Here is a 21,709-nt window from a genome sequence, read left to right on the forward strand (position 1 = left end):
ATACGAACGACCCCATGAGGAGGAACTTATTATGCGTATGGTAGATTTGATTGCAACAAAACGAGACGGCGGCGAATTACAGACTGCTGATATTAAAGCAATGGTTGAAGGCTTCACGAACGGCGATATTCCAGATTATCAGATGTCAGCAATGTCGATGGCGATTTTCTATCAAGGCATGTCAGACCGTGAAATCGCGGATTTAACGATGGCGATGGTCGAGTCGGGTGACGTCATCGACTTGTCCCGTATCCACGGTAAAAAAGTCGACAAACACTCAACAGGCGGCGTCGGCGATAAAATCAGTCTTATCGTTGCACCACTCGTCGCGTCAATCGGAATTCCTGTCGCGAAAATGAGCGGACGCGGTCTTGGTCACACAGGCGGAACGATCGACAAGCTCGAAGCGTTCCCTGGATTTGATGTGGAATTGTCGGAAGAAGCATTCGTTTCTCAAGTCAACGACATCAAGATGGCCATCATCGGTCAGACAGGCAACCTGACACCTGCCGACAAAAAACTCTACGCATTACGTGATGTGACAGCAACGGTCAACTCGATTCCGTTGATTGCAAGCTCAATCATGTCGAAAAAAATCGCAGCCGGTGCTGACAGTATCGTCCTCGACGTGAAAACAGGTTCAGGCGCGTTCATGAAATCATTTGAAGACGCGAAAGCACTCGCGACAGAAATGGTGTCGATCGGTAAAAGTGTGAACCGGAAGACGATTGCCGTCATTACGGACATGGATCAGCCGCTCGGAAATGAAATCGGAAATGCGAACGAAGTCAAGGAAGCGATTGAAGTCCTGCAAGGAAAAGATGTCCGTGACTTGAAAGTCATCGCCTTGACGATTGCGTCACACATGGCAGTCCTCGGGGAGTTCTACCCGACGTTTGACGAAGCGTACGCGGATCTCGAGACACGTCTCGCGAACGGAGCAGCACTTGACGTATTCAAGAAATTCATCGCGGCACAAGGCGGCGATGCGTCACTCGTCGACGATATGACAAAAGCACTCGAAACGAAATTCGAAAAAGATTTCGTCGCATCGAAAGCAGGATACGTTTCGGAAATCATCGCGGATGAAGTCGGTGTCGCAGCCATGATCCTCGGTGCCGGTCGTGCAACGAAGACCGATGTCATCGATCACGCAGCAAGTGTTACCCTGTTCAAAAAAGTCGGCGATAAAGTCGAAGTCGGTGATGTCATCGCGATACTCCGTTCGAACAAAGAAACACTCGATCAAGCCATCGAGAAAATGGATCACGCGTATCACATCAGCGAGACAAAACCGGAAGCACGTCCGCTTGTCCACGCTGTCATTCAATAAGGTTTTTTCTTACAACCGTCTGGGTTTCTTTCCCAGTCGGTTGTTTTTTGTTATAGTGAAATGAAGAATGTAAGGGGGGAACACAGATGAAACCAGCTCAATTAAAAGTCGGCGATACGATTGCGATTGTTTCGCCGGCTTCTGCGGTCGCAGCTTATGTACCGCGTCGTCTGCAACGGGGGATTGAAACACTGGAACGGATGGGTTTTAAGGTCCTTTTAATGCCGAATGCGACAGCGGTTCACAGTCATACGGCGGGTACGATCGGGGAACGGCTTCAAGACCTGCATATGGCATTCAAAAATCCGGATGTCAAAGCGATTTTTGCGACCATCGGCGGCTTCAACTCGCATCAACTGCTTGATGAACTCGATTACGATTTGATTCGAGCTAATCCGAAAATTTTTATGGGATACAGCGATATTACGGCTCTGTTGTCCGGCATCCAGACGAAAACCGGTTTGACGACATTTGTCGGACCGGCGATTTTACCGCAATTTGGCCAACTGCATGGTCTCGATGACTATACAAAAGAATGGTTTGAAAGAACGTTGATGCAGACGGATCCGATCGGTCCAATCGAAGCGTCGGATGAATGGACGGATGAAGGTCTGCGTTGGGACGTCAATGATGACCGGAGACGAACACACGTCGCGAATGACGGCTATGTCGTTGCCCGTACAGGTGAAGGGACGGGACCAATCGTTGCCGGCAATCTCGGGACACTGCTGCTGCTTGCCGGGACACCGTACATGCCGTCGCTTGACGGGGCGGTTCTGATGCTTGAAGACGACGAAAGTGAAACGCCGGAGACGATTGACCGGTACTTTACGCAACTCCGTCATCTCGGAGCGTATGACAAGATTTCTGGGATCGTCGTCGGACGTTTTCACAGTAAAGTCGAGTTTGCTCCGGAATTCCCGCTGAAGGACATTCTGTTGCGGGCGACCCGCGGTTATGACTTCCCGATTGTGCTTAATGCGGACTTCGGGCATACCGATCCGGTCTTCCCGTTACCGAACGGGATTCAGGCAGCGGTCAGTGCGGGTGAAAGTGTCGTGATTGAAATTCTCGAATCCGCAGTGAAGTGAGTAAAAAACCTGCGTTTTTTACGAAGATTTGATACACTAGGTAACGGAGCCGCGGATGCCGCGGCGAACACCACAGCTGAAAAGCGCGAAAGGTTGGTATACACATGCAAAAAACAGGATATATCTTACTGGAAGACGGTAATAAAATTGAGTTCGAATTGTTTAACGACGATGCACCGATCACAACAGAAAACTTCGAGAACCTTGCGAACTCGAACTTCTACGATGGATTAAACTTCCACCGTGTCATTCCTGGTTTCGTCTCACAAGGCGGATGCCCGATCGGAAATGGTACAGGCGGATCAGGTAAAACAATTCCGTGTGAAACATCAACATCTTACCCGCACAAGCATAAAGCCGGTTCGCTTTCAATGGCGCACGCAGGTCGTAACACAGGGTCAAGCCAATTCTTCGTCGTTCACGAGCCGCAACCGCATCTCGACGGCGTTCACACAGTCTTCGGACAAGTGACATCAGGTCTTGAACATGCGACAAAAATGAAACAAGGCGCTGGCATTAAAGAAATTCGCGTTGAAGCGTAAGTGATTTCTTCCCTTCTTTGATTAAAGAAGGGAAGTTTTTTTTTCGCCCAATACGGGAATTGACAACAAGAACTGAAAAATGAAGGAGCGATTTATGATGCGGTTAGCAGGAAAAAAGATTATTCAACTCGTCAGTAACGACTTTGAGGATTTAGAACTGTGGTACCCGGTCCACCGGTTACGCGAAGAAGGGGCGACGGTCGACATTGTCGGCGAGAAAGCCGGTGAAAAATACATCGGAAAATACGGTGTTCCGATTGTGTCGGATAAAACGTTTGACGAAATCAATCCGGCCGATTACGATGCGATTCTTGTTCCGGGCGGCTGGTCACCGGATTTACTGCGCCGGTTTGACTCGGTCCTCACGATGGTCCGTCATTTTAACGAAACGAAACAGCCGATTGGTCAAATCTGTCATGCCGGATGGGTCTTGATTTCAGCCGGTGTCTTAAAAGGCATCAACGTCACAAGCACACCGGGAATCAAGGACGATATGACGAATGCCGGCGCAACGTGGCATGATGAACCCGTCGTCGTCGACGGACATATTATCTCGAGCCGCCGTCCGCCCGATTTGCCAGATTACATGCGGGAATTCATCCGCGTCCTCGAAGGATCGAAGTAATCAGACAGTCGGTAAAAGCGCATAATGTCAGAGCCCACCTCCCTGTTTCGTGACAGGGGGGTCGCGTTTGCGAAGTAAGGGAAAGACGGTGGGATTTCAAATGGATCAAGCCGTCTTTTTACTTGATTTCACGAAAAATGAAGCAATTCGAGACGAGAAGGTGTAGAATAAACAAGTCTCAGTTGATCATGTTCCTGAGAGTTGTTGAAACTAGGAAGGTGTAGAATCAGATGCTAGTAAAATATAAAAAGTTGAATGAACGGACCGCGATGGGGTTAATCGCTTTTTCGTGTGAAGTGAAGGATCCGAAGTATTTGCTTGAAACGGTTCAAACCTATGAACAAGATGAAAATCAACAGTTGTATCTCTATAAGCAGGATGAAGATTTTATCGGCATTATCGGATTTCAATTAGTGGATGGCCACGCTGAATTGAAACATATCGCCTTGTCGCCATCGTTCCGCGGAGAACGGATGTCGTATATCTTACTGGATGCAGCCGAAAAAATGCTGCGGATGGAAATTACGGGTGCAACGGACGAAACGAGTCGACTTGTTGAAAAGTGGAAAAATCAATAAAAACCGGTCCATGTAAGTTACGGACCGGTTTTTCATTTTTTTTGGCGTGCCGCAAGAGCCGTCTGTCGTGCCGTGATTACATCCTGACGGTCGCGCAACAGATGTTTATGCCGCAAGAACGATAAATCCTGCACCGGTTCAATCGGGAGACTGTTGACCCGTTGTTCGAGACCATCTGCGAGCGGCAACGGAATATGCGTATAGTCGGGTTGCATGAACAATGGTTGTAAAGCGAGCAGGCGTGGGATATCGATTCCTTGACCGGCGAGTGATCCGGCATGGCGTTCGAGTTTTCGGAAAGCTTTCGGATAGATCCGCATCGCCCCGGATACATTTCCCCGGCGATGATGGTAGCGGGCAACGGCGAGCTGAATCAATGCGACGAGGGATTCATCTTGTCGTTGACCGGCCTGCCACAGTTCTTCGAGTACTTCGTGGCATTCGAAATAGTCTTGTTGGACATTGAATTCAAATGCAAATTGTTCAATCGGATGCATGGATTGATCTCCTTTCCTTTTAATATAGCATAGTCGAAATCAGGTGATGTGTGGTATACTAAGGCGCAAAAAACGTTGATGGGCAGGGAGAATCATGGAATCATACAGTGTAAAGATGGATGCGTTTGAAGGCCCGTTGGATTTGTTGTTGCATTTGATTGGTAAGCTGGAGATTGATTTGTATGACATTTCCGTTTCGATCGTGACGGATCAGTATGTGTCCTATATCCGGGCCATGCAACATCTCGAACTTGATGTGGCGAGTGAATATCTGGTCATGGCAGCGACGCTCCTGCAATTAAAAAGTAAACAACTGTTACCTGTCGAACAGGCGGATTTCGAAGACGTTCCGGATTTTGAAGAGGATCCGACACGTGAAGGGTTGATTCAGCAACTGATTGAATATAAAGCATACAAAGAAGCGGCGCTTGTTTTAAAAGAAAAGGAAGAAGCACGGCTGGAACTGTTTTCAAAACAGCCGGAAGACTTGATGACGTATCTCGATCCGGACAATCAAGATTTCAGCGGGAACTTGTCTTTTAGCGACTTGTTGCGTGCCTATGAGAAAATGCGTCAACGCGTCGCCTGGAAAGTACGGCGTTCGAAAACCGTTAAACGGGAAGAACGGACGCTTGAACAACAGATGATTCATGTTTCGGAATATGTTTTTGCCAATGAAGGGACGACATTTTTTGGTTTCTTCACGGAACAACCGACCGTCGAAGAATTGGTCGTTAGTTTCCTGGCTGTACTTGAACTTGTCAAACAACGTGTCGTCGCCTGTGAGCAAATGAGCGACGATATCCTGTTGCGCGCCTTAGTGAAGGAGGAGAATCAGATTGGCGTATGAGCGAATCATTGAAAGTTTATTATTCGTCGTCGGAGACGATGGAATCGATCCGCGTGGTCTGAGTCAAGTTCTTGAAATCAGTGAGGCAGCGGCCCGGGAACAGTTACATGCACTCCAGACGACATTTGAAGCGGAGGAACGGGTGTTGCAAATCGTCGAATCCGGTGGTGTGTTCAAAATGGTCACCCGCAAAGAGATGTCGCCGTATGTGCAGGCATATGCTGGATCGCTGGCAGAAGACAGCCTGTCACGCGCAGCGATGGAAACACTCGTCATCATCGCCTATAAACAGCCGGTTACCCGGGCGGACATCGAAGTCATTCGCGGTGTCAAGACGGAGCGTGTCATCCACACGTTAAGTGCAAAAGGATTAATTGATGAAGCCGGACGCGCGAAAGGCGTCGGGCGTGCTAAATTGTATAAAACGACGGATCATTTTTTGGATCACTTCGGACTGAACAGTATCGAAGAGTTGCCGCCGCTCGAGTTTGAAGAAACACTCGAAGCGGATGGGGATTTGTTTTTCCGGAATGAACCGTCATTAGAGGAGAGAATAAATTAATGGAACGTCTACAAAAAATTATTGCCCAAGCCGGTGTCGCATCGCGACGCAAGGCAGAAGAACTGATCACAGAAGGACGCGTCAAAGTCAACGGGAAAGTCATCACGGAACTTGGGACGAAAGTCGGCGGACGTGCGGAAGTTGAAGTCGACGGCGTCAAACTCGAACGGGAAGAACACGTCTACTACATGCTGTATAAACCAACAGGTGTCGTTTCGACGGTGGAAGATGATAAAGGCCGTAAAACGGTCGTTGATCTCGTCCCACCGGGTCACCGTGTATTCCCGGTCGGCCGTCTCGATTACAACACAAGCGGTTTGCTGCTCCTGACGAACGACGGTGAGTTTTCGAATCTCTTGCTTCACCCGAAATACAAAGTACCGAAACGTTATATCGTCAAAATCAAAGGCGTGCCGGATTACTATCATGTCAAAGGTCTCGAAAAAGGTGTTGTCTTACCGGACGGATTCAAAACCGGTAAAGCACGCGTCGAGATGCGTGATATCGATAAGAAAAAGAATACGGCAATTTTAGAAATGGTCATCTATGAAGGCCATAACCGCCAAGTCCGACAAATGGTCGAAACACTCGGCGCAGAGGTCATCAAGTTGAAGCGGGAACAGTTTGGTTTCCTGACGCTTGCTGGATTAACATCAGGCGACTGGCGTGAACTTTCGAAAAAAGAAGTCAATCAATTGCGTGAGCTGGCGGATCCGGTAGCTGCCCCTACGAAAAGACGTAAGAACACAAAAAAACGTTAATTTGTAAAGCGAGAAGCTCAGCCTGCGGGTTGAGTTTTCTTTGTTTGTGACAAAACGATTAACGTATTTCACATTCTGTCAACAATTAAGCGATTTCAAGTACAATATGGTTGGAGGCGGTGCAACATGAAAAAAACGAATCAGAACCCGGATGAGCGGCTAGCAGCCGCGAAGCAAAAGAAGAAAAAACGTTCATTTTGGCGGTTAATGATCATGACGATGGTATTATTCGCCGGTGCGGTCGTCATCATGCAGTTTGTCGATCAGGCGACACGCGATAAGGACGGTCGAGTCCTGGCTGGAGATGATGCGCCGGAATTTGCACTTGTTGATTTGTATGGAGAAAAACAACATACGATGGACGAGTACAAAGGCAAAGGACTTTTACTCAATTTTTGGGGTACATTCTGTGAACCGTGTAAAAAAGAAATGCCGTTGATCAACGACAACTACAAGATGATGCAAAAAGAAGGTGTTAATTTTGCAGCCGTCAACGTCGGTGAGACGCCGGTCCGCGTATCGAGTTTCATCAAGGAAATCGGGGGAACCGATTATCCGGTCTTGATGGACACGAACAGTGCCGTTGAGAAAGCATACGGAATCTACAACCTGCCGGTGACATTCATCATCAACAAAGAAGGTAAGGTCGTTGAAAAGTATGAAGGTGAGATTGACCAGGCGAAGTTAGAAGAAATGATTAAAAAAGCAAACGAGTAACGCATCGAGGGGGAATTTATGATGCAGCAGGAGTATAAGCAACTGGATATGCGTTATGAGGAAGCCGAGCTTCGTTCAAAACGAAAAAATCAATCGTGGATCGACCGGACATGGACGTTCTTTTCATCCGTCAAAGTCGGCTTATGGCTGATCGGCTTAATCATCATCGCAAGCGGCGTCGGAACCATCTTCCCGCAGGAAATGTACATTCCGCAAGCAGTTCCGCCGGAAGAGTTTTACGGGAAGGAATATGGAACGGCCGGTGAAATTTATTATGCCCTCGGTTTCCATAATTTATTTGAATCCTGGTGGTATATCGGCTTAATCACATTATTACTGTTATCCATCATCATCGTATCGATCGACCGTTTCTTCCCGCTGTATCGCGCGCTGAAGAAACAACCGGTCATCCAGTCCGACCGTTTTATGGGCGGTCAGCGATTTGGCGCTGAAGCGACTGGGACGGTTAAACAGATTGATGCCATTGAACCGTTGCTGAAGAAAAAAGGGTATAAGATCCGCCGACAAGACGGCGCACTGCTTGCGGAGAAACAACGTTTCGGCCGCTGGGGTCCATACATCAATCATATCGGGCTTGTCTTGTTCTTTGGTGGAGCGATGCTACGGATTGTTCCCGGGATGCACGAAGACGAGCTGATGTGGATTCGTGAAGGCGAAACGCTGCCGGTCGAAGCGACGGACAACAAGTATTATCTCGAAAACAACTCGTTTAACATTGAGTTTTACGATCCGGCAAAAGAGCCTGAGAAATTCAGAGAAGCGTTGAAACGCGCCGGCGGAAGTGTTCCGAAAAACTATGATACCCAGATGACGTTGTATAAAAAAACCGGAATGACGGAAGACTTCAAACCGAAACTTGAAAAAGTTAAATCCGGTGAGACCGCCGTCAACCAGCCGTTCGAGTTCGGAAACTATCAAGTTTTCCAGGAACAATATGCAGCGGATCCGGAGTTCAAGACGATGTCCTTTAATATCGAGAATCAAAAAACAGGCAAAGTCGTCGATACGATTAAAGTCGACTTGCGTAACCCGCAGGAAACTTACAAATTAAAGAACGGGTATGATGTCGAACTAAAAGACTTCCTGCCGGACTTTGTCGTTAAAGACGGAAAACCGACGACGAACTCGTCGCGTCCGGTCAATCCGGCATTTGTCTTTACGATCAAATCACCGGAACATCCGAAAGGTGAGCGCAGTCTGATCGGGATTAAACTGAATGTCGGCGGCGATGAGAACCAATACAAGATGGGCTTCGCCGGTACAGAACTGTCGAACATTTCCGGCGTCCGGATCAAAAAAGATTTGACGCTTCCATTCCTGTTTGCCGGCGGTATGATCTTCATGGTCGGGCTGTTACTAGGTATGTACTGGCCGCACCGCAGACTTTGGTTAAAAGAACGGAACGGGCAGATTAACATTGCCGGATTTACGAATAAAAATGCACTTGGACTTCAAAAAGAAGTCAATCTCGCCTTGACTGAAGTGGGACTTCCGCAACTGGAAGACCGCCAGAAGTTGCGGGAAGAGGGGGAAATGAAATGAACCTGCTTAGTTTAAGCGGTAATTTACTGCTGACGTCTTTTATCTTATATCTGATCAGTACCGGGTTCTTTGCCGTCGCAACAAGCGGTAAAAAGGGACCAAGCCGTTCAGGGAAAATTGCCTTTTCACTCGCCATCGTCGGATTTGCAGCGCAACTCGGCTACTTCTTCACACGCTGGGCTGGTGCCGGGCACGTACCGGTGTCGAATTTATATGAGTACACGACATTCTTTGGAATGATGATGGTACTTGGCTTCCTGATCGTTTATGGTATTTACCGCAACAACGTCCTCGGACTTGTGGCGATGCCGGTTGCCTTGCTTGTCATCGCCTATGCGTCGATGTTCCCGGACGAAGTCCAACCGTTGATTCCGGCACTTCAAAGTGTCTGGTTGAAAATCCACGTGACGACGGCAGCGCTCGGAGAAGGAATCCTTGCGGTCAGCTTTGCGACCGGACTGTTGTACCTGATCCATGCGACCGACTTCAACAAAGAATCGAAAACACGGACGTGGCTTGAAGTCGTCATGTTCTCACTCGTCTGTGTCGTCGGTTATATCCTGGTCGGATTGTTGTTCAACGGACTCGGAACGAACTCGACGATTGAATACGTCGCGAAAAACGGAGCGACGATGCAACATGAGTATACGATGCCGGTTCTGACCGGTCCTGAAAACGGAAAAATCATTTCCGGCTCAGGTGCTGTCATTGAATTACCGAACTTCCTTAATGCCAACAAAGTCAATACGGTCTTATGGTCGTTGATCGGTGGATTGGTGCTGTACATTCTGCTCCGCTTCGTCATTCTCCGGAAACGGTTGGCTGAAAGCCTCAAACCGATTGCCCGTAAAATTGATCTTGAGACGGCGGATGAAATCAGCTACCGTGCGATTGCAATCGGGTTGCCGGTCTTCATTCTCGGTGGATTGATCTTCGCGATGATCTGGGCACAGATGGCCTGGAGCCGTTACTGGGGTTGGGACCCGAAAGAAGTATGGGCTTTGATCACGATGCTGTTTTACGTTTTCTATCTCCACATGCGGATTCAGCGCGGCTGGATCGGTAAAAAATCAGCGTGGTTATGTGTCGGCGGATTTGCCGTCATCATGTTCAACCTCGTCTTCGTCAACTTGGTCGTTGCCGGACTTCACTCTTACGCGTAAGCAACGAAACCGAATAGTAGAATAATCATTTAAGGATGGACGACGGAAGATGAATTCCGTTGTCCATCCTTTTTTCAGCAGACGCGACCGATTTCCGCGGTCAGAGACGCTATTTCTTTTGTTTCATAGTATACTAGAAGAGTAGTAGGATAGAGTCAGACAGATTAGTTCATGGGAGGAATCAACTGATGTCAGAAGAAGCGCGTATTTTAGTCGTCGATGATGAAGAACGGATTCGGCGTTTATTAAAAATGTATCTCGAACGTGAGAACTTTACGATTGAAGAAGCCGACAACGGAGAGACGGCTCTCGAGATGGCACTTGAAACAGAATATGATGTGATTCTACTTGATTTGATGATGCCGAAGCTTGATGGCATGCAGGTCTGTGAAGAACTACGTAAAACGAAAGCGACACCGATCGTCATGCTGACGGCAAAAGGGGAAGAGACGAACCGGGTCCACGGTTTTGAAATGGGCGCGGACGATTATATCGTCAAACCGTTCAGTCCGCGGGAAGTCGTGCTCCGCGTCAAAGCCATTCTGCGACGGGCAAGTGCTACGAAATTCCTGCACACGGATGCGAAAACAAAAGATGTCATCGTCTTCCCGCACTTGACGATCGACAATGATGCCCACCGCGTCACGGTTGAATCGCAGGAAGTCAATCTGACACCAAAAGAGTATGAATTGCTGTATTTCCTTGCCAAGCAGACAGATAAAGTCTTTTCGCGGGAACAGTTATTAAAAGAAGTCTGGAACTATGAATTTTTCGGCGATTTACGGACGGTCGATACGCATGTCAAGCGACTGCGTGAAAAACTGAACCGTCTGTCTCCGAATGCTGCCCAAATGATCACGACGGTTTGGGGTGTCGGATACAAGTTCGAGAATAATCCCGCCTGACGATGAAATGGTTACAGAGCGTCGTCATTAAATTGTGGGGGACGATTTTATTGCTCGTTTCCGTCGTCTTGATTGCCTTGACGATTTTATTACTCGAATTTTTCAATTCGTTTCATATCGAACAGGAACGCGGTCATCTTGCGAAACTCGGTCAGCAGGTCGAAACCGTCTTTCAAGCCCACAGCGGACTGGAAGAAGGATCGGCGACCGCGATCGAGATTACCGATATTTACGGCGCGACCTTGATTGCGACGTCGAAGGACAATACGGTCGAGACGAATATCTCGGAAGCAAAAGCCAAGCGGATCATCAAGGAGCTCGAACGTCAAAACTGGAAAGCCGTTGACGGCGAAGAAGGGGAAACGGCGATTGGGAACTATGAAACGTTTAACGGGAAAGCGGCACTTGCTTACCGTGCTCCGTTCATTACGGAAAGCGGTAGCGGGACGATGTATTTGATTGAACAATTGACGAACATCGAACAGGCGAATGAAGGGGCACGACAAATCATTCAGCTGTGTGTGTTGCTCGCGATCATCGGAACGACCGTTTTTGCATTCTTCCTGTCGACCCGTATTACGGCACCGCTCCGGACGATTCGCCAGGCGGTCGTCGAAGCGGGGGAAGGAAAGTTTGATCAAAGCCTGACCCAGCGTTCGCGCGATGAAATTGGTGATTTGGCGCTGGCATTTAACGAAATGAGCAGTCAACTCAATCAGTATGTCACGGATCTTGATAAGGAACGTCATTTGCTGTCGTCCATCCTAAGATGTATGGCGGACGGTGTCTTGACCTTCTCGGAATCAGGGGAGTTACTGGCGACCAATCCGCCGGCGGAAGCGTTCCTTGCGGGTGGTCCAGTTCCGGACGAGTTGATTGAATTATTCCAGACGGTCATGCGTAAAGAAAAAGAAATGACGGTTTCCTTTGAACGGGAAGGCCGCTTTTACATCATCATCGTCAGTCCGCTACTTGAGCAGGAAGAACAAATCGGAGCCGTTGCTGTCCTGCGCGATATGACGGAAGCCCAGCAACTGGAGAAGATGCGGGCTGACTTCGTCGCAAACGTTAGTCATGAACTGCGGACGCCGCTCGTCATGCTGCAAGGTTATTCGGAAGCGATCGTCGACGGCATGACGGAAAGTGACGAGGCGACAAAAGAGTTTGCGTCAATCATTTATGACGAGTCGCAACGCCTATCCCGTCTTGTCAACGATTTACTGGATCTGGCACGGATGGAAGCCGGGTATCAGGAAAAGCGGATTGAACCGATCGATGCCGTTCCGTTCGCTAAACGGATGGTCAAGAAGTTTAAGCAGATGGGGCTTGAAAAGCGGGTTTCGTTTGAAGTAACCGGTCCCGACGTTCAGTTTGAAGCTGATCCAGACCAAATGGATCAGGTGATGACGAACCTGCTTGGAAATGCGTTGCGGTATACAGAAGATGGGAAAATCAAGATTGAAATCACGGAAGATAGGGAAACTATATCTTTATCTGTAATTGATTCAGGGGACGGTATTCCGGAAGAAGATGTCCCGTTCGTCTTTGACCGTTTTTACAAGGCGGACAAGGCCCGGACACGCGGCAAGACGGGAACCGGAATCGGTCTTGCGATTGTCGCAAACGTCGTTCGGTCGCATGATGGGGAAGTTCAGGTCGAAAGTGAGCTGGGCAAAGGATCCGTTTTCCGAATTCAATTACCAAAAAAACAAAGGAAGCGAACTTTATGATTCGCTTCCTTTCGCTATAGGAGTGAGTCGATTGAAAATCTATACTAAATCAGGTGATGAGGGAGACACGTCGCTCGTCGGGGGACGCGTCAAAAAAAATGATGTCCGGATTACGCTGATGGGGGAGCTTGACGAACTGAACAGTTTTGTCGGACTGGCCCGCACAAAAGCGACATCCATCGAGGTTAAGGAACAATTGACGGTCATTCAGCACGTTTTGTTCGATTGCGGGAGTGACTTGATGTATGTTGAACCGAAAGCATCCCGTCTGAGCCTAACGGCGACGGAAGATTTGGAAAGTTGGATTGACAGTCTGACGGAACTGTCTCCGCCGCTCGATAAATTCATCTTACCGGGTGGCACGGAAGCCGCAGCCTGCCTGCACGTGGCGCGGACGGTCTGCCGGCGTGTCGAACGGGCGATGATTGATGTCGAACAGGCACATCATTTGTTACCATTCATCAACCGTCTAAGTGATTTCTTCTTTACGGCGGCCCGTTACGAAAATGCGGTCAATGAAAAAGCGGATATCGAATATTTACGCAGTGCCCATGTGTTTAAACGAAAGGATGAAGAAGCATGAGTCAGTCATTTCAAACGTGGAACAAACAAGGAACGACTTTTCATCTCGTTCCGACCGATAAATTCAAGACGACGACGGTCCTCGTGACGTTTTCAGCACCACTCGAAGAAAAAACGCTGACGAGCCGTGCTCTGTTACCGTATATCATGGAGAAGTCGACAGCGGCCTATCCGTCGATGAAAGCGTTGCGTGAACCGCTTGAAACCTTATATGATGCAGGTCTGTACGCCGATGCCTCGAAATTCGGGGAAGAACACGTCATCTCGTTCCAGTTGGATGTCGTCCGCGGGGATTTAGTACGTCATGAGACGTTGCTCGAGGAAGCGCTCGATTTACTGGAACAGATGATTTTTTATCCGGATTTGACAGAGGGCGGATTCCGGGAACAATTCGTCAAACAAGAAAAACGGTTGCATGCGTTGCGGATCAGTTCGTTATACGATGACAAAATGCGTTTTGCCCAGCAACGGTTGCTCGAACTGATGGCACCGGGAGAAGCGGTATCGTTATCCTCACTCGGTACACTCGAAGCACTCGAACAAATCACACCGGTTTCCTTACGTGATACATATCGTTCGATGGTCGAACAGGACCGGATCGATGTCTTTGTCGTCGGTCATGTCACGCAAGATGAGATGGAAGATGCCTTGTCGTTCTTACCTTCCCATGATGAAAAAGCCAGTCACTATATTCCGGCCCAAAAACAGGTCGCGGGCGTCAAACGTTCGTCCGAGACGCAACCGATCAAACAAGGGAAATTGCATTTAGGTTACCGGGTCAGTGTCGATCCGACGTCCGTCGATTCGATTCGGCTGCAAATCGTCAACGGTCTGTTCGGCGGATTCCCGCATTCGAAACTGTTCATGAATGTCCGTGAGAAAGAGAGTCTCGCCTACTATGCAGCATCACGTTATGCGGCCCTGAACAGTGCGCTTTACGTTTATGCCGGGGTCGAAACGAAGCAGGCGGAACGTGCCGAGACGATTATCGGCGAACAATTAAGGGATCTTAAAGCCGGACAGTTCACGGATGAGGAACTGACGCAGACGAAAGCGATGCTCATCAATGCCCGCCGGCAAATCCTTGATCAGCCGGGACAATTGATCGGCTGGTTAAATGGATCGAAGATGCGCGGATTGACGCTTGAGGATGAGATTCACATCATTGAGACGGCAACGCGTGAGGACGTCGTCCGCTTGGCAGCAACTATTGAACTCGAGGCAGTTTATCTATTGCGAGGTGAAGAATAATGGAACAGTTGACGTATCACGATACAGACGAAACCGTATTTTTTGAACAGCTCGATAACGGGCTTGCGGTGTATTTGCTTCAGAAAAAAGGGTATGAAAAAACATATGCGACTTTTACGACGCGTTACGGATCAATCGATAACCGTTTTAAAAAGGATGGCCAATGGGTCAATGTCCCGGACGGTATCGCCCATTTCCTTGAGCACAAGATGTTTGAGTCGGAGCAAGGGGATGTCTTCCAGGAGTTCGGGCGCCTCGGTGCCTCGGCAAATGCGTTCACATCGTTCTCTCGGACCGCTTATTTGTTCTCGGCGACTTCGTTGATTGAACAAAATCTTGAGACGCTGATTGACTTCGTCCAGGATCCGTATTTCACGGAAGAGAGTGTCGAAAAAGAAAAAGGCATCATCACACAGGAAATCCAGATGTATCAGGATAATCCGGGATGGCGTTTATTCTTCGGTTTGATTGAATCGATGTACGCGAAACATCCGGTCCGGATCGATATTGCCGGTACTCCGGAATCGATTGATCAAATTACGGCGGACGACCTGTATACGTGTTACCGGACGTTCTATCATCCATCGAATATGGTCCTGTTCGTCGTCGGGAATATCGATCCGGCCGAGACGCTGGCCTTGATCAAAGCGAACCAAGCGAAAAAAGATTATACGGATCGTCCGGCCATCGAACGTGATTACGGTACGGAACCGCAAGAAGTCGCAAAAAAACGGGTTGAACTCGAACTCGACGTCAAGACACCAAAAGTCCTGATCGGTTATAAAGACAGTTCCCTCGGCGGACAGGAACAGCTGCGCCGCGAACTGACAAGTGAACTGCTGTTGCATCTGTTGTTCGACCAAACGTCCTCCACGTATCTCGAACTGTATGAAGACGGCTTGATTGACGATACGTTCAGCTTCGATTACTCGAGTGAGGAAGAATTTGCGTTCGCGACGTTCGGAATGGAAACGGAAGATCCGGACCGCTTTATCGCGGCCTACGAAAAATTATTAGCGGTCCGGCCCGAGTTCGAGGAAACGGAAGTCGTCCGCAAACGCAACATGATGCAAGGAAAATTCCTGCGGTCGCTGAACTCGCCGGAATTCATCGCCAATCAATTCTCACGCCACGCTCTTGCCGGGACGAATCTGTTTACGTTACCGACATTGATTGCCTCGATCACCAAAGAAGAAATCGAAGCCCGGTTCGATGAATTGTTTGCGCTTGAAAATCGTGCGATTTCAATCGTTAAACCGTACGCTTGACCGATGCGGATTTTAATTACGGGAGCCAGCGGAGCAATCGGCTGGGCAACGGTCTTACGATTGGCGGCTGAAGGACACGATTTGATCCTTCACACCCACCGGAAACAGCATGAGCTCGAACAGATGATACGACAGTTGCCTGTGACGACGGAGATCGTCACAGGCAATCTGTCTGACCGGGAGAACTTGACGGCATTCTGTGAGAGATTACCGTCCGTGGAAGGATTTGTTCATATCGCCGGGACCAGCTTCAGCGGGCTGCTCGTCGATCAATCCCGTTCCTCGGTGGAATCGATGATGACGTTGCATGTCGAATCCCTGATCCGGATTGCCCAGACCTTAACGAGCCGAAAAGCTTTTTCAGCATCGCTTTCGATCGTTGTCGTCAGCAGTGTGTTAGGTGAATTTGGTGCGGCCGGTGAAGTCGTCTATTCGACCTGCAAGGCGGCACAGCTCGGGTTCGTCAAGTCGTTCAGCAAAGAGCTTGGTGCGATGAACGGACGCGTGAATGCGGTGACTCCGGGCTGGATCGAGACCCCGATGAATGCCGTCTTTTCGGCGGAAGACCGGGACTTGGCATTGGCTGAAATTCCGGCCGGCCGTTTCGGACGAGTCGAGGAAGTCGCATCCGCCATCACCTATTTAATGGGGCAGGACGCAGCATATATGAACGGTGCCGTTCTTAAAATTGACGGCGGCTGGATGTAGTCCGGTGAAATTTGCTTAGGGGAATGCTTTTCATTTTTCAAAAAATCATTTAACATGAGGGATGGATAATCGATTTGAAGAGGAGGCTGGGCGCGTGAGTGAATTCGAACAGTGGTATCTGGAGTACGAACTGAACGTCAACCGTCCCGGGATATTAGGGGACATCGCGTCACTCATGGGGATGCTACATATTTCGATTGTCACGATTAACGGTGTCGATCACCAGCGTCGGGGAATGTTGCTTCAAACGAAGCAACCGGATCAAATCCCGCGGCTTGCCGCCATCTTAAAGACGATGACGACTATCGATGTGATTAAGCTTCGTAAACCGAAGCTTCGTGACCGGATCGCCATCCGACACGGTCGTTATATCGACCACAGCAGCGGTGAGATCAAGACGTTTCGTTTTGTCCGCGAGGATTTAGGGATTCTCGTCGATTTCATGGCTGAACTCTGTAAACAAGACGGACACCTGTTGATTGGTGTTCGCGGCATGCCGCGTGTCGGGAAAACCGAATCCATCGTAGCGGCGAGTGTAAGTGCCAATAAAAAATGGTTATTTCTTTCATCGACGTTAATCAAACAAACCGTCCGGACTTCATTGTTCGATGATGAACGGACAGGCGATTATGTTTATATCATCGATGCGCTCGTCTCACAGCGCCATTTCGACGAACGGCATTGGCAGATTTTACGTGAAGTCATGCGACTTCCGGCTACGAAAATCGTCGAACACCCAGATGCTTTTGTTAAATCGAGCGAATACACGTGGGATGATTTTGATTACATCATTGAATTACGCAACTCGACAGAAGAAATCATTGTCACCGAACCACCTCGTGCCCATGGCGGGAACGACTGGTTCAATTTCGAATAAGTATTGAAAATGGAAGGTGTGTTACCGATGACTGAGCTCGGAACCTACTTAAAGGAGCAGCGGGAAACGTTAGGCATCTCGCTCGAACAAATTCAAAGCACGACAAAAATTCAAAAACGTTATATTCTCGCCATTGAAGAAGGCGATTACAAACAATTACCGGGCGCATTTTACGCCCGTGCCTTCATTAAGACGTATGCAGAAGCACTTGGTCTTGATGTCGACGAAGTATTTGCGACCTACAAACGTGACCTCCCGGAACCGGAAGCACAACCTGTTGTTGAGCTGTCTCGCCGGGCCACGTATTCCAAATCAACGGCACCGAAGAAAAGTGTCGCCAAACGCTGGATTCCGAATATCATCATCATTGCCTTGATTTTTGCAATCGGGGTTGCCTTGTATTACGGATTCCAGGCATTCCAGGACGGTGACGGGACAAAAACGGCGACGCCGAAACAAAGTGAGGTCACGATTGACGAAGGTGACGCACCAAGTGAGGAAGCCGATGCACCGGCAGCGGAAGAGCCGAAAGAAGAACCGGCGAAAAAAGAAGAACCTGTTAAAAAAGAAACGAAGAAACCGTTGGCTGTCAAAACGACAGTCGGTCAAGACATCACCTATGAAGTACCGGCAGATGGTACAATGAGTGTATCGATCCGGATTAAAAAAGATGCTTCGCCGTCACCGTTTGTGGGTGTACGGGACACGTCTTTAGAAGGACAAGCACTCGCGCCTGACCATATCAATGCGTCAGACCCAAATCCTATCGTCGTCAAAAATGCCAAAACGGACGTGATTCGGATTCGGATCGGTTCCATCAAAGGAATCGACCGGATTCTCGTCAACAATCAGGAGCTTAAGCTTAACCGCTCCCTCCTCGTTCAAAATATTTATCTGAAGAAAGTGGCCACGCCATAAGGCGTGTCTTCTTCATGTCAGCCCTGCTGGCATACATAACCCGAAAAGGAGGGATACGAGAATGAACTTGCCCAATCAATTGACGGTCTTACGCGTGTTACTAATTCCCGTGTTCGTTGCCGTCTTAGCCATCAATCCAGACTGGGGACAGTGGGATGTCTTAGGAGCAGAACTGCCGGTTTCCCACTTCGTCGCCGCGATGATCTTTTCCGTCGCCGCCATCACCGATTGGCTCGACGGGTATATTGCCCGGAAAAACAAACTGGTCACGAACTTCGGTAAATTCATGGATCCACTCGCCGACAAGATGCTTGTCGCTGCAGCACTCGTCTATTTAGTCGAACTTGAATTCGTCGCCGCTTGGGTCGTCGTCATCATCTTATGCCGTGAATTCGCCGTGACAGGTCTCCGTCTCGTCGCTTCAGATGAGGGGATTGTCCTGGCCGCCGGAAATTCCGGCAAAGCAAAGACCTGGGTCCAGTTGACATCAATCATCGCCTTTTTACTGCATGACATCGGATTTGCCTTACTGAACATTCCTTTTGCGGAAATCACGATGTGGTTGGCGTTGGTCTTAACAATTTATTCAGGAGTCGAGTATTTCTCAAAAAATATTAAGTTAATTACGAAATCCATGTAAATTGGATCAAACAAGACTGTTCGTCAACCCGAACAGTCTTTTCGTATAGTCAAGAAAGCGGGGATGTAAAATGAAAGCAGAAATCATTGCTGTCGGAAGTGAATTGTTGTTAGGGGAAATTGCCAACACGAATGCCCAGTATTTATCAGAGTGGCTTGCGACATGTGGTATTGACGTGCATTATCATACGGTCGTCGGAGATAACCGGGAACGGATGGTCGAAGTTGTTACGCGGGCTCAGGAGCGGGCGGAACTGATTGTCATTACCGGAGGACTTGGACCGACGGAAGATGACTTGACGAAAGAGGTCGTAGCGGAACTGCTCGGCCGGACGCTTCATGTGGATCAGCCGGCTTACGACCGGATTGAGGCATTTTTAAAAACACGGGGACGTACAATGACGGAGAATGAAAGAAAACAGGCCCTTGTCATCGATCAAGCCGATGTGCTGACGAATCAGGCCGGACTTGCACCGGGTATGTCCGTTCAGACGCCGGATCATCAATACATCCTGTTGCCGGGTGTCCCCCGGGAAATGAAGCGAATCATTGCCGACCACTTCGATCACTTGTTAGGCAAGGAAACGATTAAATCCAGAACATTACGTTTCTTCGGCATCGGAGAGTCGGCATTAAACGACCGGTTGGCGGATCTCATCCGGACAGCCCGCAATCCTTCCGTCGCCCCGTACGCCGAATTGGCGGAAGTCCGTCTTCGTCTGACGGCGAAGGCGCTTGACGAACAAGTCGCCCTCGACATGCTCGATGCGCTGGAACAACAAGTCCTTGCCGAAGTCGGCAGCCATTTTTACGGTTATGGCGAAACGAGTTTACCCGAAGTCGTCCTCGACCGGTGCCGGGAAGCCGGTTTGACGTTGTCAGCAGCGGAGTCGTTGACCGGAGGAGCCTTTGCAAGCGGTCTGACCGACATTCAAGGCGCGAGTGACGTCTTCCGAGGCAGCGCTGTCGTTTACGCGGATGCAGCAAAAGTGAACGTCCTCGGAGTACCGCAGACATTGCTTGACGAACAGACTGCCGTCAGCGGGGACGTTGCCGTTGCCATGGCGGAAGGAGCACGCAAACTCTATCAGACGGATCTTGCCATCGCCCTGACTGGTGAAGCTGGTCCCACGAGTAACAGTGGTCAAGCGGTCGGAACGGTCTACTGTGCGTTAGCACATTCAGGCGGTACGGAAGTACTTGAGCTGACGTATCCGGCCTTCGACCGTGGTATGATTAGATTGCGTTCCGTCAAGGATGCTTACTTCATGCTCCTTCAAAATATCAGCCTGGCGGACGAAATGAACAAAAAATGATTTCTTTCAACTATGCGAATAAATGTTCGTAAAATGCTTGTTATTCGGTCTCAAAAGAAGTACAATAATCTCAGTAAGATAAATAAAAGGAGGCCTGCTACGTGAGTGATCGTAAAGCAGCACTTGAAATGGCATTACGTCAGATTGAGAAACAATTTGGTAAAGGTTCAATCATGAAACTAGGTGAAAGTGCAGATCAGAGAGTATCCGTAATCTCTTCTGGATCTATCACATTAGATATAGCACTCGGTGCAGGTGGATATCCACGTGGACGGGTAATCGAAGTCTATGGGCCGGAATCTTCCGGTAAAACGACAGTTTCGCTTCATGCGATTGCTGAAGTCCAAAAACAAGGCGGACAGGCGGCATTCATCGATGCCGAGCACGCACTTGATCCGGCTTATGCCAGCAAACTCGGTGTCAACATCGATGAATTACTGTTATCACAACCGGATACAGGGGAGCAGGCGCTTGAAATCGCAGAGGCATTAGTCCGTTCTGGTGCTGTTGATATCCTCGTCGTCGACTCAGTAGCGGCACTTGTCCCGAAAGCCGAGATCGAAGGCGAAATGGGTGACTCGCACATGGGTCTCCAGGCTCGTTTGATGAGTCAGGCGTTGCGTAAATTGTCCGGTGCGACAAACAAATCCAAAACAATCGTCATCTTCATCAACCAGATTCGTGAAAAAATCGGTGTCATGTTCGGTAACCCGGAAACGACTCCAGGTGGACGTGCCTTGAAATTCTATTCATCGGTCCGTCTTGAAGTCCGTCGTGCAGAAGCACTGAAAAACGGAACAGACATCGTCGGAAACCGGACGAAACTGAAAGTCGTTAAAAACAAGATCGCTCCGCCATTCAAACAAGCGGAAGTCGACATCATGTACGGACAAGGAATCTCTAAATTCGGCGAGCTGATTGATCTTGGAACAGATCTCGATATCGTCCAAAAAAGTGGTGCTTGGTATTCATACAATTCAGAGCGTCTTGGTCAAGGACGTGAAAATGCGAAACAATACATGATCGAACATCCGGATGTTGCGGATGAGGTCGAACGATTGATTCGTGAACATCACGGTCTCGTCGACCGGAAAGATCCGGTTGACTTTGAAGAAGGTCAAGACGAAGATCTGTTTGCAGAATAAGTCGAAAGAGAGTGGAATCGATTCAGATTCTGCTCTTTTTTTGTTGAAAAGAGGAAAACATAGGAATTCTTTCCCGCCCGTTCGTTGA

The 21,709-nt window shown here is 48.9% G+C and carries 23 protein-coding genes; 22 read left to right on the forward strand and 1 reads right to left on the reverse strand.

The features are described from left to right. Nucleotides 1-31: 31 nt before the first annotated feature. From KNP91_RS01795 to KNP91_RS01815, 5 genes are all read left to right on the forward strand, one after another. Nucleotides 32-1,333: a pyrimidine-nucleoside phosphorylase gene (locus KNP91_RS01795; protein ID WP_214848307.1), complete on the forward strand. Its 1,302-nt coding sequence runs from the start codon at nucleotides 32-34 to the stop codon at nucleotides 1,331-1,333. Between the two features lie 86 nt (nucleotides 1,334-1,419). Then, nucleotides 1,420-2,424 carry a S66 family peptidase gene (locus KNP91_RS01800; protein ID WP_214848309.1) on the forward strand — a complete coding sequence of 335 codons (1,005 nt, stop codon included), beginning with the start codon at nucleotides 1,420-1,422 and terminating at the stop codon, nucleotides 2,422-2,424. A 104-nt stretch (nucleotides 2,425-2,528) separates the two neighbouring features. Continuing rightward, on the forward strand, nucleotides 2,529-2,966 hold the full coding sequence (locus KNP91_RS01805; RefSeq protein WP_012369909.1) for a peptidylprolyl isomerase: 438 nt from the start codon (nucleotides 2,529-2,531) through the stop codon (nucleotides 2,964-2,966). Nucleotides 2,967-3,063: 97 nt separating this feature from the next. Next, nucleotides 3,064-3,591: a type 1 glutamine amidotransferase domain-containing protein gene (locus KNP91_RS01810; protein ID WP_041261530.1), complete on the forward strand. Its 528-nt coding sequence runs from the start codon at nucleotides 3,064-3,066 to the stop codon at nucleotides 3,589-3,591. A gap of 230 nt (nucleotides 3,592-3,821) precedes the next feature. Then, nucleotides 3,822-4,169: a GNAT family N-acetyltransferase gene (locus KNP91_RS01815; protein ID WP_012369911.1), complete on the forward strand. Its 348-nt coding sequence runs from the start codon at nucleotides 3,822-3,824 to the stop codon at nucleotides 4,167-4,169. A 32-nt stretch (nucleotides 4,170-4,201) separates the two neighbouring features. Here the strand turns inward: KNP91_RS01815 and KNP91_RS01820 are convergent, their stop codons facing one another. Then, on the reverse strand, nucleotides 4,202-4,666 hold the full coding sequence (locus KNP91_RS01820; protein WP_214848311.1) for a DUF309 domain-containing protein: 465 nt from the start codon (nucleotides 4,664-4,666) through the stop codon (nucleotides 4,202-4,204). A gap of 94 nt (nucleotides 4,667-4,760) precedes the next feature. Here KNP91_RS01820 and KNP91_RS01825 point away from each other — a divergent pair, with 94 nt between their 5' ends. The 17 genes from KNP91_RS01825 to recA all read left to right on the forward strand — a co-directional run bounded on the left by KNP91_RS01825 (nucleotide 4,761) and on the right by recA (nucleotide 21,621). Further along, nucleotides 4,761-5,516 (forward strand): segregation/condensation protein A, encoded by a 756-nt coding sequence (locus KNP91_RS01825; RefSeq protein ID WP_214848313.1) that lies wholly within the window; start codon nucleotides 4,761-4,763, stop codon nucleotides 5,514-5,516. Then, a complete protein-coding gene (gene scpB, locus KNP91_RS01830; protein WP_012369914.1) occupies nucleotides 5,506-6,078 on the forward strand; it encodes an SMC-Scp complex subunit ScpB in 573 nt (190 codons plus the stop codon). The genes KNP91_RS01825 and scpB overlap by 11 nt, the downstream gene beginning before the upstream one ends. Beyond that, nucleotides 6,078-6,839 carry a pseudouridine synthase gene (locus tag KNP91_RS01835; RefSeq protein ID WP_012369915.1) on the forward strand — a complete coding sequence of 254 codons (762 nt, stop codon included), beginning with the start codon at nucleotides 6,078-6,080 and terminating at the stop codon, nucleotides 6,837-6,839. The genes scpB and KNP91_RS01835 overlap by 1 nt, the downstream gene beginning before the upstream one ends. A gap of 126 nt (nucleotides 6,840-6,965) precedes the next feature. Beyond that, complete coding sequence (locus tag KNP91_RS01840) at nucleotides 6,966-7,556, forward strand: redoxin domain-containing protein (protein WP_012369916.1); 591 nt, start codon at nucleotides 6,966-6,968, stop codon at nucleotides 7,554-7,556. A gap of 21 nt (nucleotides 7,557-7,577) precedes the next feature. Continuing rightward, entirely contained in the window at nucleotides 7,578-9,119 is a 1,542-nt protein-coding gene (resB, locus tag KNP91_RS01845; RefSeq protein WP_234944581.1) for a cytochrome c biogenesis protein ResB, read from the forward strand. Further along, a complete protein-coding gene (gene ccsB / locus KNP91_RS01850) occupies nucleotides 9,116-10,282 on the forward strand; it encodes a c-type cytochrome biogenesis protein CcsB (protein ID WP_012369918.1) in 1,167 nt (388 codons plus the stop codon). The genes resB and ccsB overlap by 4 nt, the downstream gene beginning before the upstream one ends. A gap of 188 nt (nucleotides 10,283-10,470) precedes the next feature. Then, on the forward strand, nucleotides 10,471-11,187 hold the full coding sequence (locus KNP91_RS01855; protein WP_012369919.1) for a response regulator transcription factor: 717 nt from the start codon (nucleotides 10,471-10,473) through the stop codon (nucleotides 11,185-11,187). A 2-nt stretch (nucleotides 11,188-11,189) separates the two neighbouring features. Further along, a complete protein-coding gene (locus KNP91_RS01860) occupies nucleotides 11,190-12,917 on the forward strand; it encodes a sensor histidine kinase (RefSeq protein WP_214765324.1) in 1,728 nt (575 codons plus the stop codon). 31 nt (nucleotides 12,918-12,948) lie between these two features. Then, nucleotides 12,949-13,500, forward strand: coding sequence for a cob(I)yrinic acid a,c-diamide adenosyltransferase (locus KNP91_RS01865; protein WP_012369921.1), 552 nt, complete (start codon nucleotides 12,949-12,951; stop codon nucleotides 13,498-13,500). Then, nucleotides 13,497-14,750 (forward strand): EF-P 5-aminopentanol modification-associated protein YfmF, encoded by a 1,254-nt coding sequence (gene yfmF / locus KNP91_RS01870; protein WP_012369922.1) that lies wholly within the window; start codon nucleotides 13,497-13,499, stop codon nucleotides 14,748-14,750. The genes KNP91_RS01865 and yfmF overlap by 4 nt, the downstream gene beginning before the upstream one ends. Beyond that, nucleotides 14,750-16,018: an EF-P 5-aminopentanol modification-associated protein YfmH gene (gene yfmH, locus KNP91_RS01875; protein ID WP_214765322.1), complete on the forward strand. Its 1,269-nt coding sequence runs from the start codon at nucleotides 14,750-14,752 to the stop codon at nucleotides 16,016-16,018. Before yfmF ends, yfmH begins: the two co-directional genes overlap by 1 nt. 3 nt (nucleotides 16,019-16,021) lie before the next feature. Continuing rightward, a complete protein-coding gene (gene ymfI / locus KNP91_RS01880; protein WP_214765311.1) occupies nucleotides 16,022-16,726 on the forward strand; it encodes an elongation factor P 5-aminopentanone reductase in 705 nt (234 codons plus the stop codon). Nucleotides 16,727-16,787: 61 nt separating this feature from the next. Next, the gene (locus KNP91_RS01885; protein WP_251135835.1) at nucleotides 16,788-17,603 is read left to right on the forward strand and encodes a DUF3388 domain-containing protein; all 816 of its coding nucleotides are present in this window, start codon (nucleotides 16,788-16,790) and stop codon (nucleotides 17,601-17,603) included. Nucleotides 17,604-17,630: 27 nt separating this feature from the next. Then, a complete protein-coding gene (locus tag KNP91_RS01890; protein ID WP_012369926.1) occupies nucleotides 17,631-18,521 on the forward strand; it encodes a helix-turn-helix domain-containing protein in 891 nt (296 codons plus the stop codon). Between the two features lie 61 nt (nucleotides 18,522-18,582). Beyond that, nucleotides 18,583-19,161 carry a CDP-diacylglycerol--glycerol-3-phosphate 3-phosphatidyltransferase gene (gene pgsA / locus KNP91_RS01895; protein ID WP_214765310.1) on the forward strand — a complete coding sequence of 193 codons (579 nt, stop codon included), beginning with the start codon at nucleotides 18,583-18,585 and terminating at the stop codon, nucleotides 19,159-19,161. A gap of 70 nt (nucleotides 19,162-19,231) precedes the next feature. Continuing rightward, on the forward strand, nucleotides 19,232-20,476 hold the full coding sequence (locus tag KNP91_RS01900) for a competence/damage-inducible protein A (RefSeq protein WP_214765308.1): 1,245 nt from the start codon (nucleotides 19,232-19,234) through the stop codon (nucleotides 20,474-20,476). A gap of 101 nt (nucleotides 20,477-20,577) precedes the next feature. Next, entirely contained in the window at nucleotides 20,578-21,621 is a 1,044-nt protein-coding gene (gene recA / locus KNP91_RS01905; RefSeq protein WP_214848316.1) for a recombinase RecA, read from the forward strand. Nucleotides 21,622-21,709: the final 88 nt, after the last annotated feature.

The organism is Exiguobacterium sp. s138 (assembly GCF_018618775.1).
Classification (GTDB): domain Bacteria; phylum Bacillota; class Bacilli; order Exiguobacteriales; family Exiguobacteriaceae; genus Exiguobacterium_A; species Exiguobacterium_A artemiae.

Coding starts and splice junctions, on each gene's coding strand:
- KNP91_RS01795 (WP_214848307.1), top strand. CDS start 32: ATGCGTATGGTAGATTTGATTGCAACAAAACGAGACGGCGGCGAATTA.
- KNP91_RS01800 (WP_214848309.1), top strand. CDS start 1,420: ATGAAACCAGCTCAATTAAAAGTCGGCGATACGATTGCGATTGTTTCG.
- KNP91_RS01805 (WP_012369909.1), top strand. CDS start 2,529: ATGCAAAAAACAGGATATATCTTACTGGAAGACGGTAATAAAATTGAG.
- KNP91_RS01810 (WP_041261530.1), top strand. CDS start 3,064: ATGCGGTTAGCAGGAAAAAAGATTATTCAACTCGTCAGTAACGACTTT.
- KNP91_RS01815 (WP_012369911.1), top strand. CDS start 3,822: ATGCTAGTAAAATATAAAAAGTTGAATGAACGGACCGCGATGGGGTTA.
- KNP91_RS01820 (WP_214848311.1), bottom strand. CDS start 4,666: ATGCATCCGATTGAACAATTTGCATTTGAATTCAATGTCCAACAAGAC.
- KNP91_RS01825 (WP_214848313.1), top strand. CDS start 4,761: ATGGAATCATACAGTGTAAAGATGGATGCGTTTGAAGGCCCGTTGGAT.
- KNP91_RS01835 (WP_012369915.1), top strand. CDS start 6,078: ATGGAACGTCTACAAAAAATTATTGCCCAAGCCGGTGTCGCATCGCGA.
- KNP91_RS01840 (WP_012369916.1), top strand. CDS start 6,966: ATGAAAAAAACGAATCAGAACCCGGATGAGCGGCTAGCAGCCGCGAAG.
- resB (WP_234944581.1), top strand. CDS start 7,578: ATGCAGCAGGAGTATAAGCAACTGGATATGCGTTATGAGGAAGCCGAG.
- ccsB (WP_012369918.1), top strand. CDS start 9,116: ATGAACCTGCTTAGTTTAAGCGGTAATTTACTGCTGACGTCTTTTATC.
- KNP91_RS01855 (WP_012369919.1), top strand. CDS start 10,471: ATGTCAGAAGAAGCGCGTATTTTAGTCGTCGATGATGAAGAACGGATT.
- KNP91_RS01860 (WP_214765324.1), top strand. CDS start 11,190: ATGAAATGGTTACAGAGCGTCGTCATTAAATTGTGGGGGACGATTTTA.
- yfmF (WP_012369922.1), top strand. CDS start 13,497: ATGAGTCAGTCATTTCAAACGTGGAACAAACAAGGAACGACTTTTCAT.
- yfmH (WP_214765322.1), top strand. CDS start 14,750: ATGGAACAGTTGACGTATCACGATACAGACGAAACCGTATTTTTTGAA.
- ymfI (WP_214765311.1), top strand. CDS start 16,022: ATGCGGATTTTAATTACGGGAGCCAGCGGAGCAATCGGCTGGGCAACG.
- KNP91_RS01885 (WP_251135835.1), top strand. CDS start 16,788: ATGGATAATCGATTTGAAGAGGAGGCTGGGCGCGTGAGTGAATTCGAA.
- KNP91_RS01890 (WP_012369926.1), top strand. CDS start 17,631: ATGACTGAGCTCGGAACCTACTTAAAGGAGCAGCGGGAAACGTTAGGC.
- pgsA (WP_214765310.1), top strand. CDS start 18,583: ATGAACTTGCCCAATCAATTGACGGTCTTACGCGTGTTACTAATTCCC.
- KNP91_RS01900 (WP_214765308.1), top strand. CDS start 19,232: ATGAAAGCAGAAATCATTGCTGTCGGAAGTGAATTGTTGTTAGGGGAA.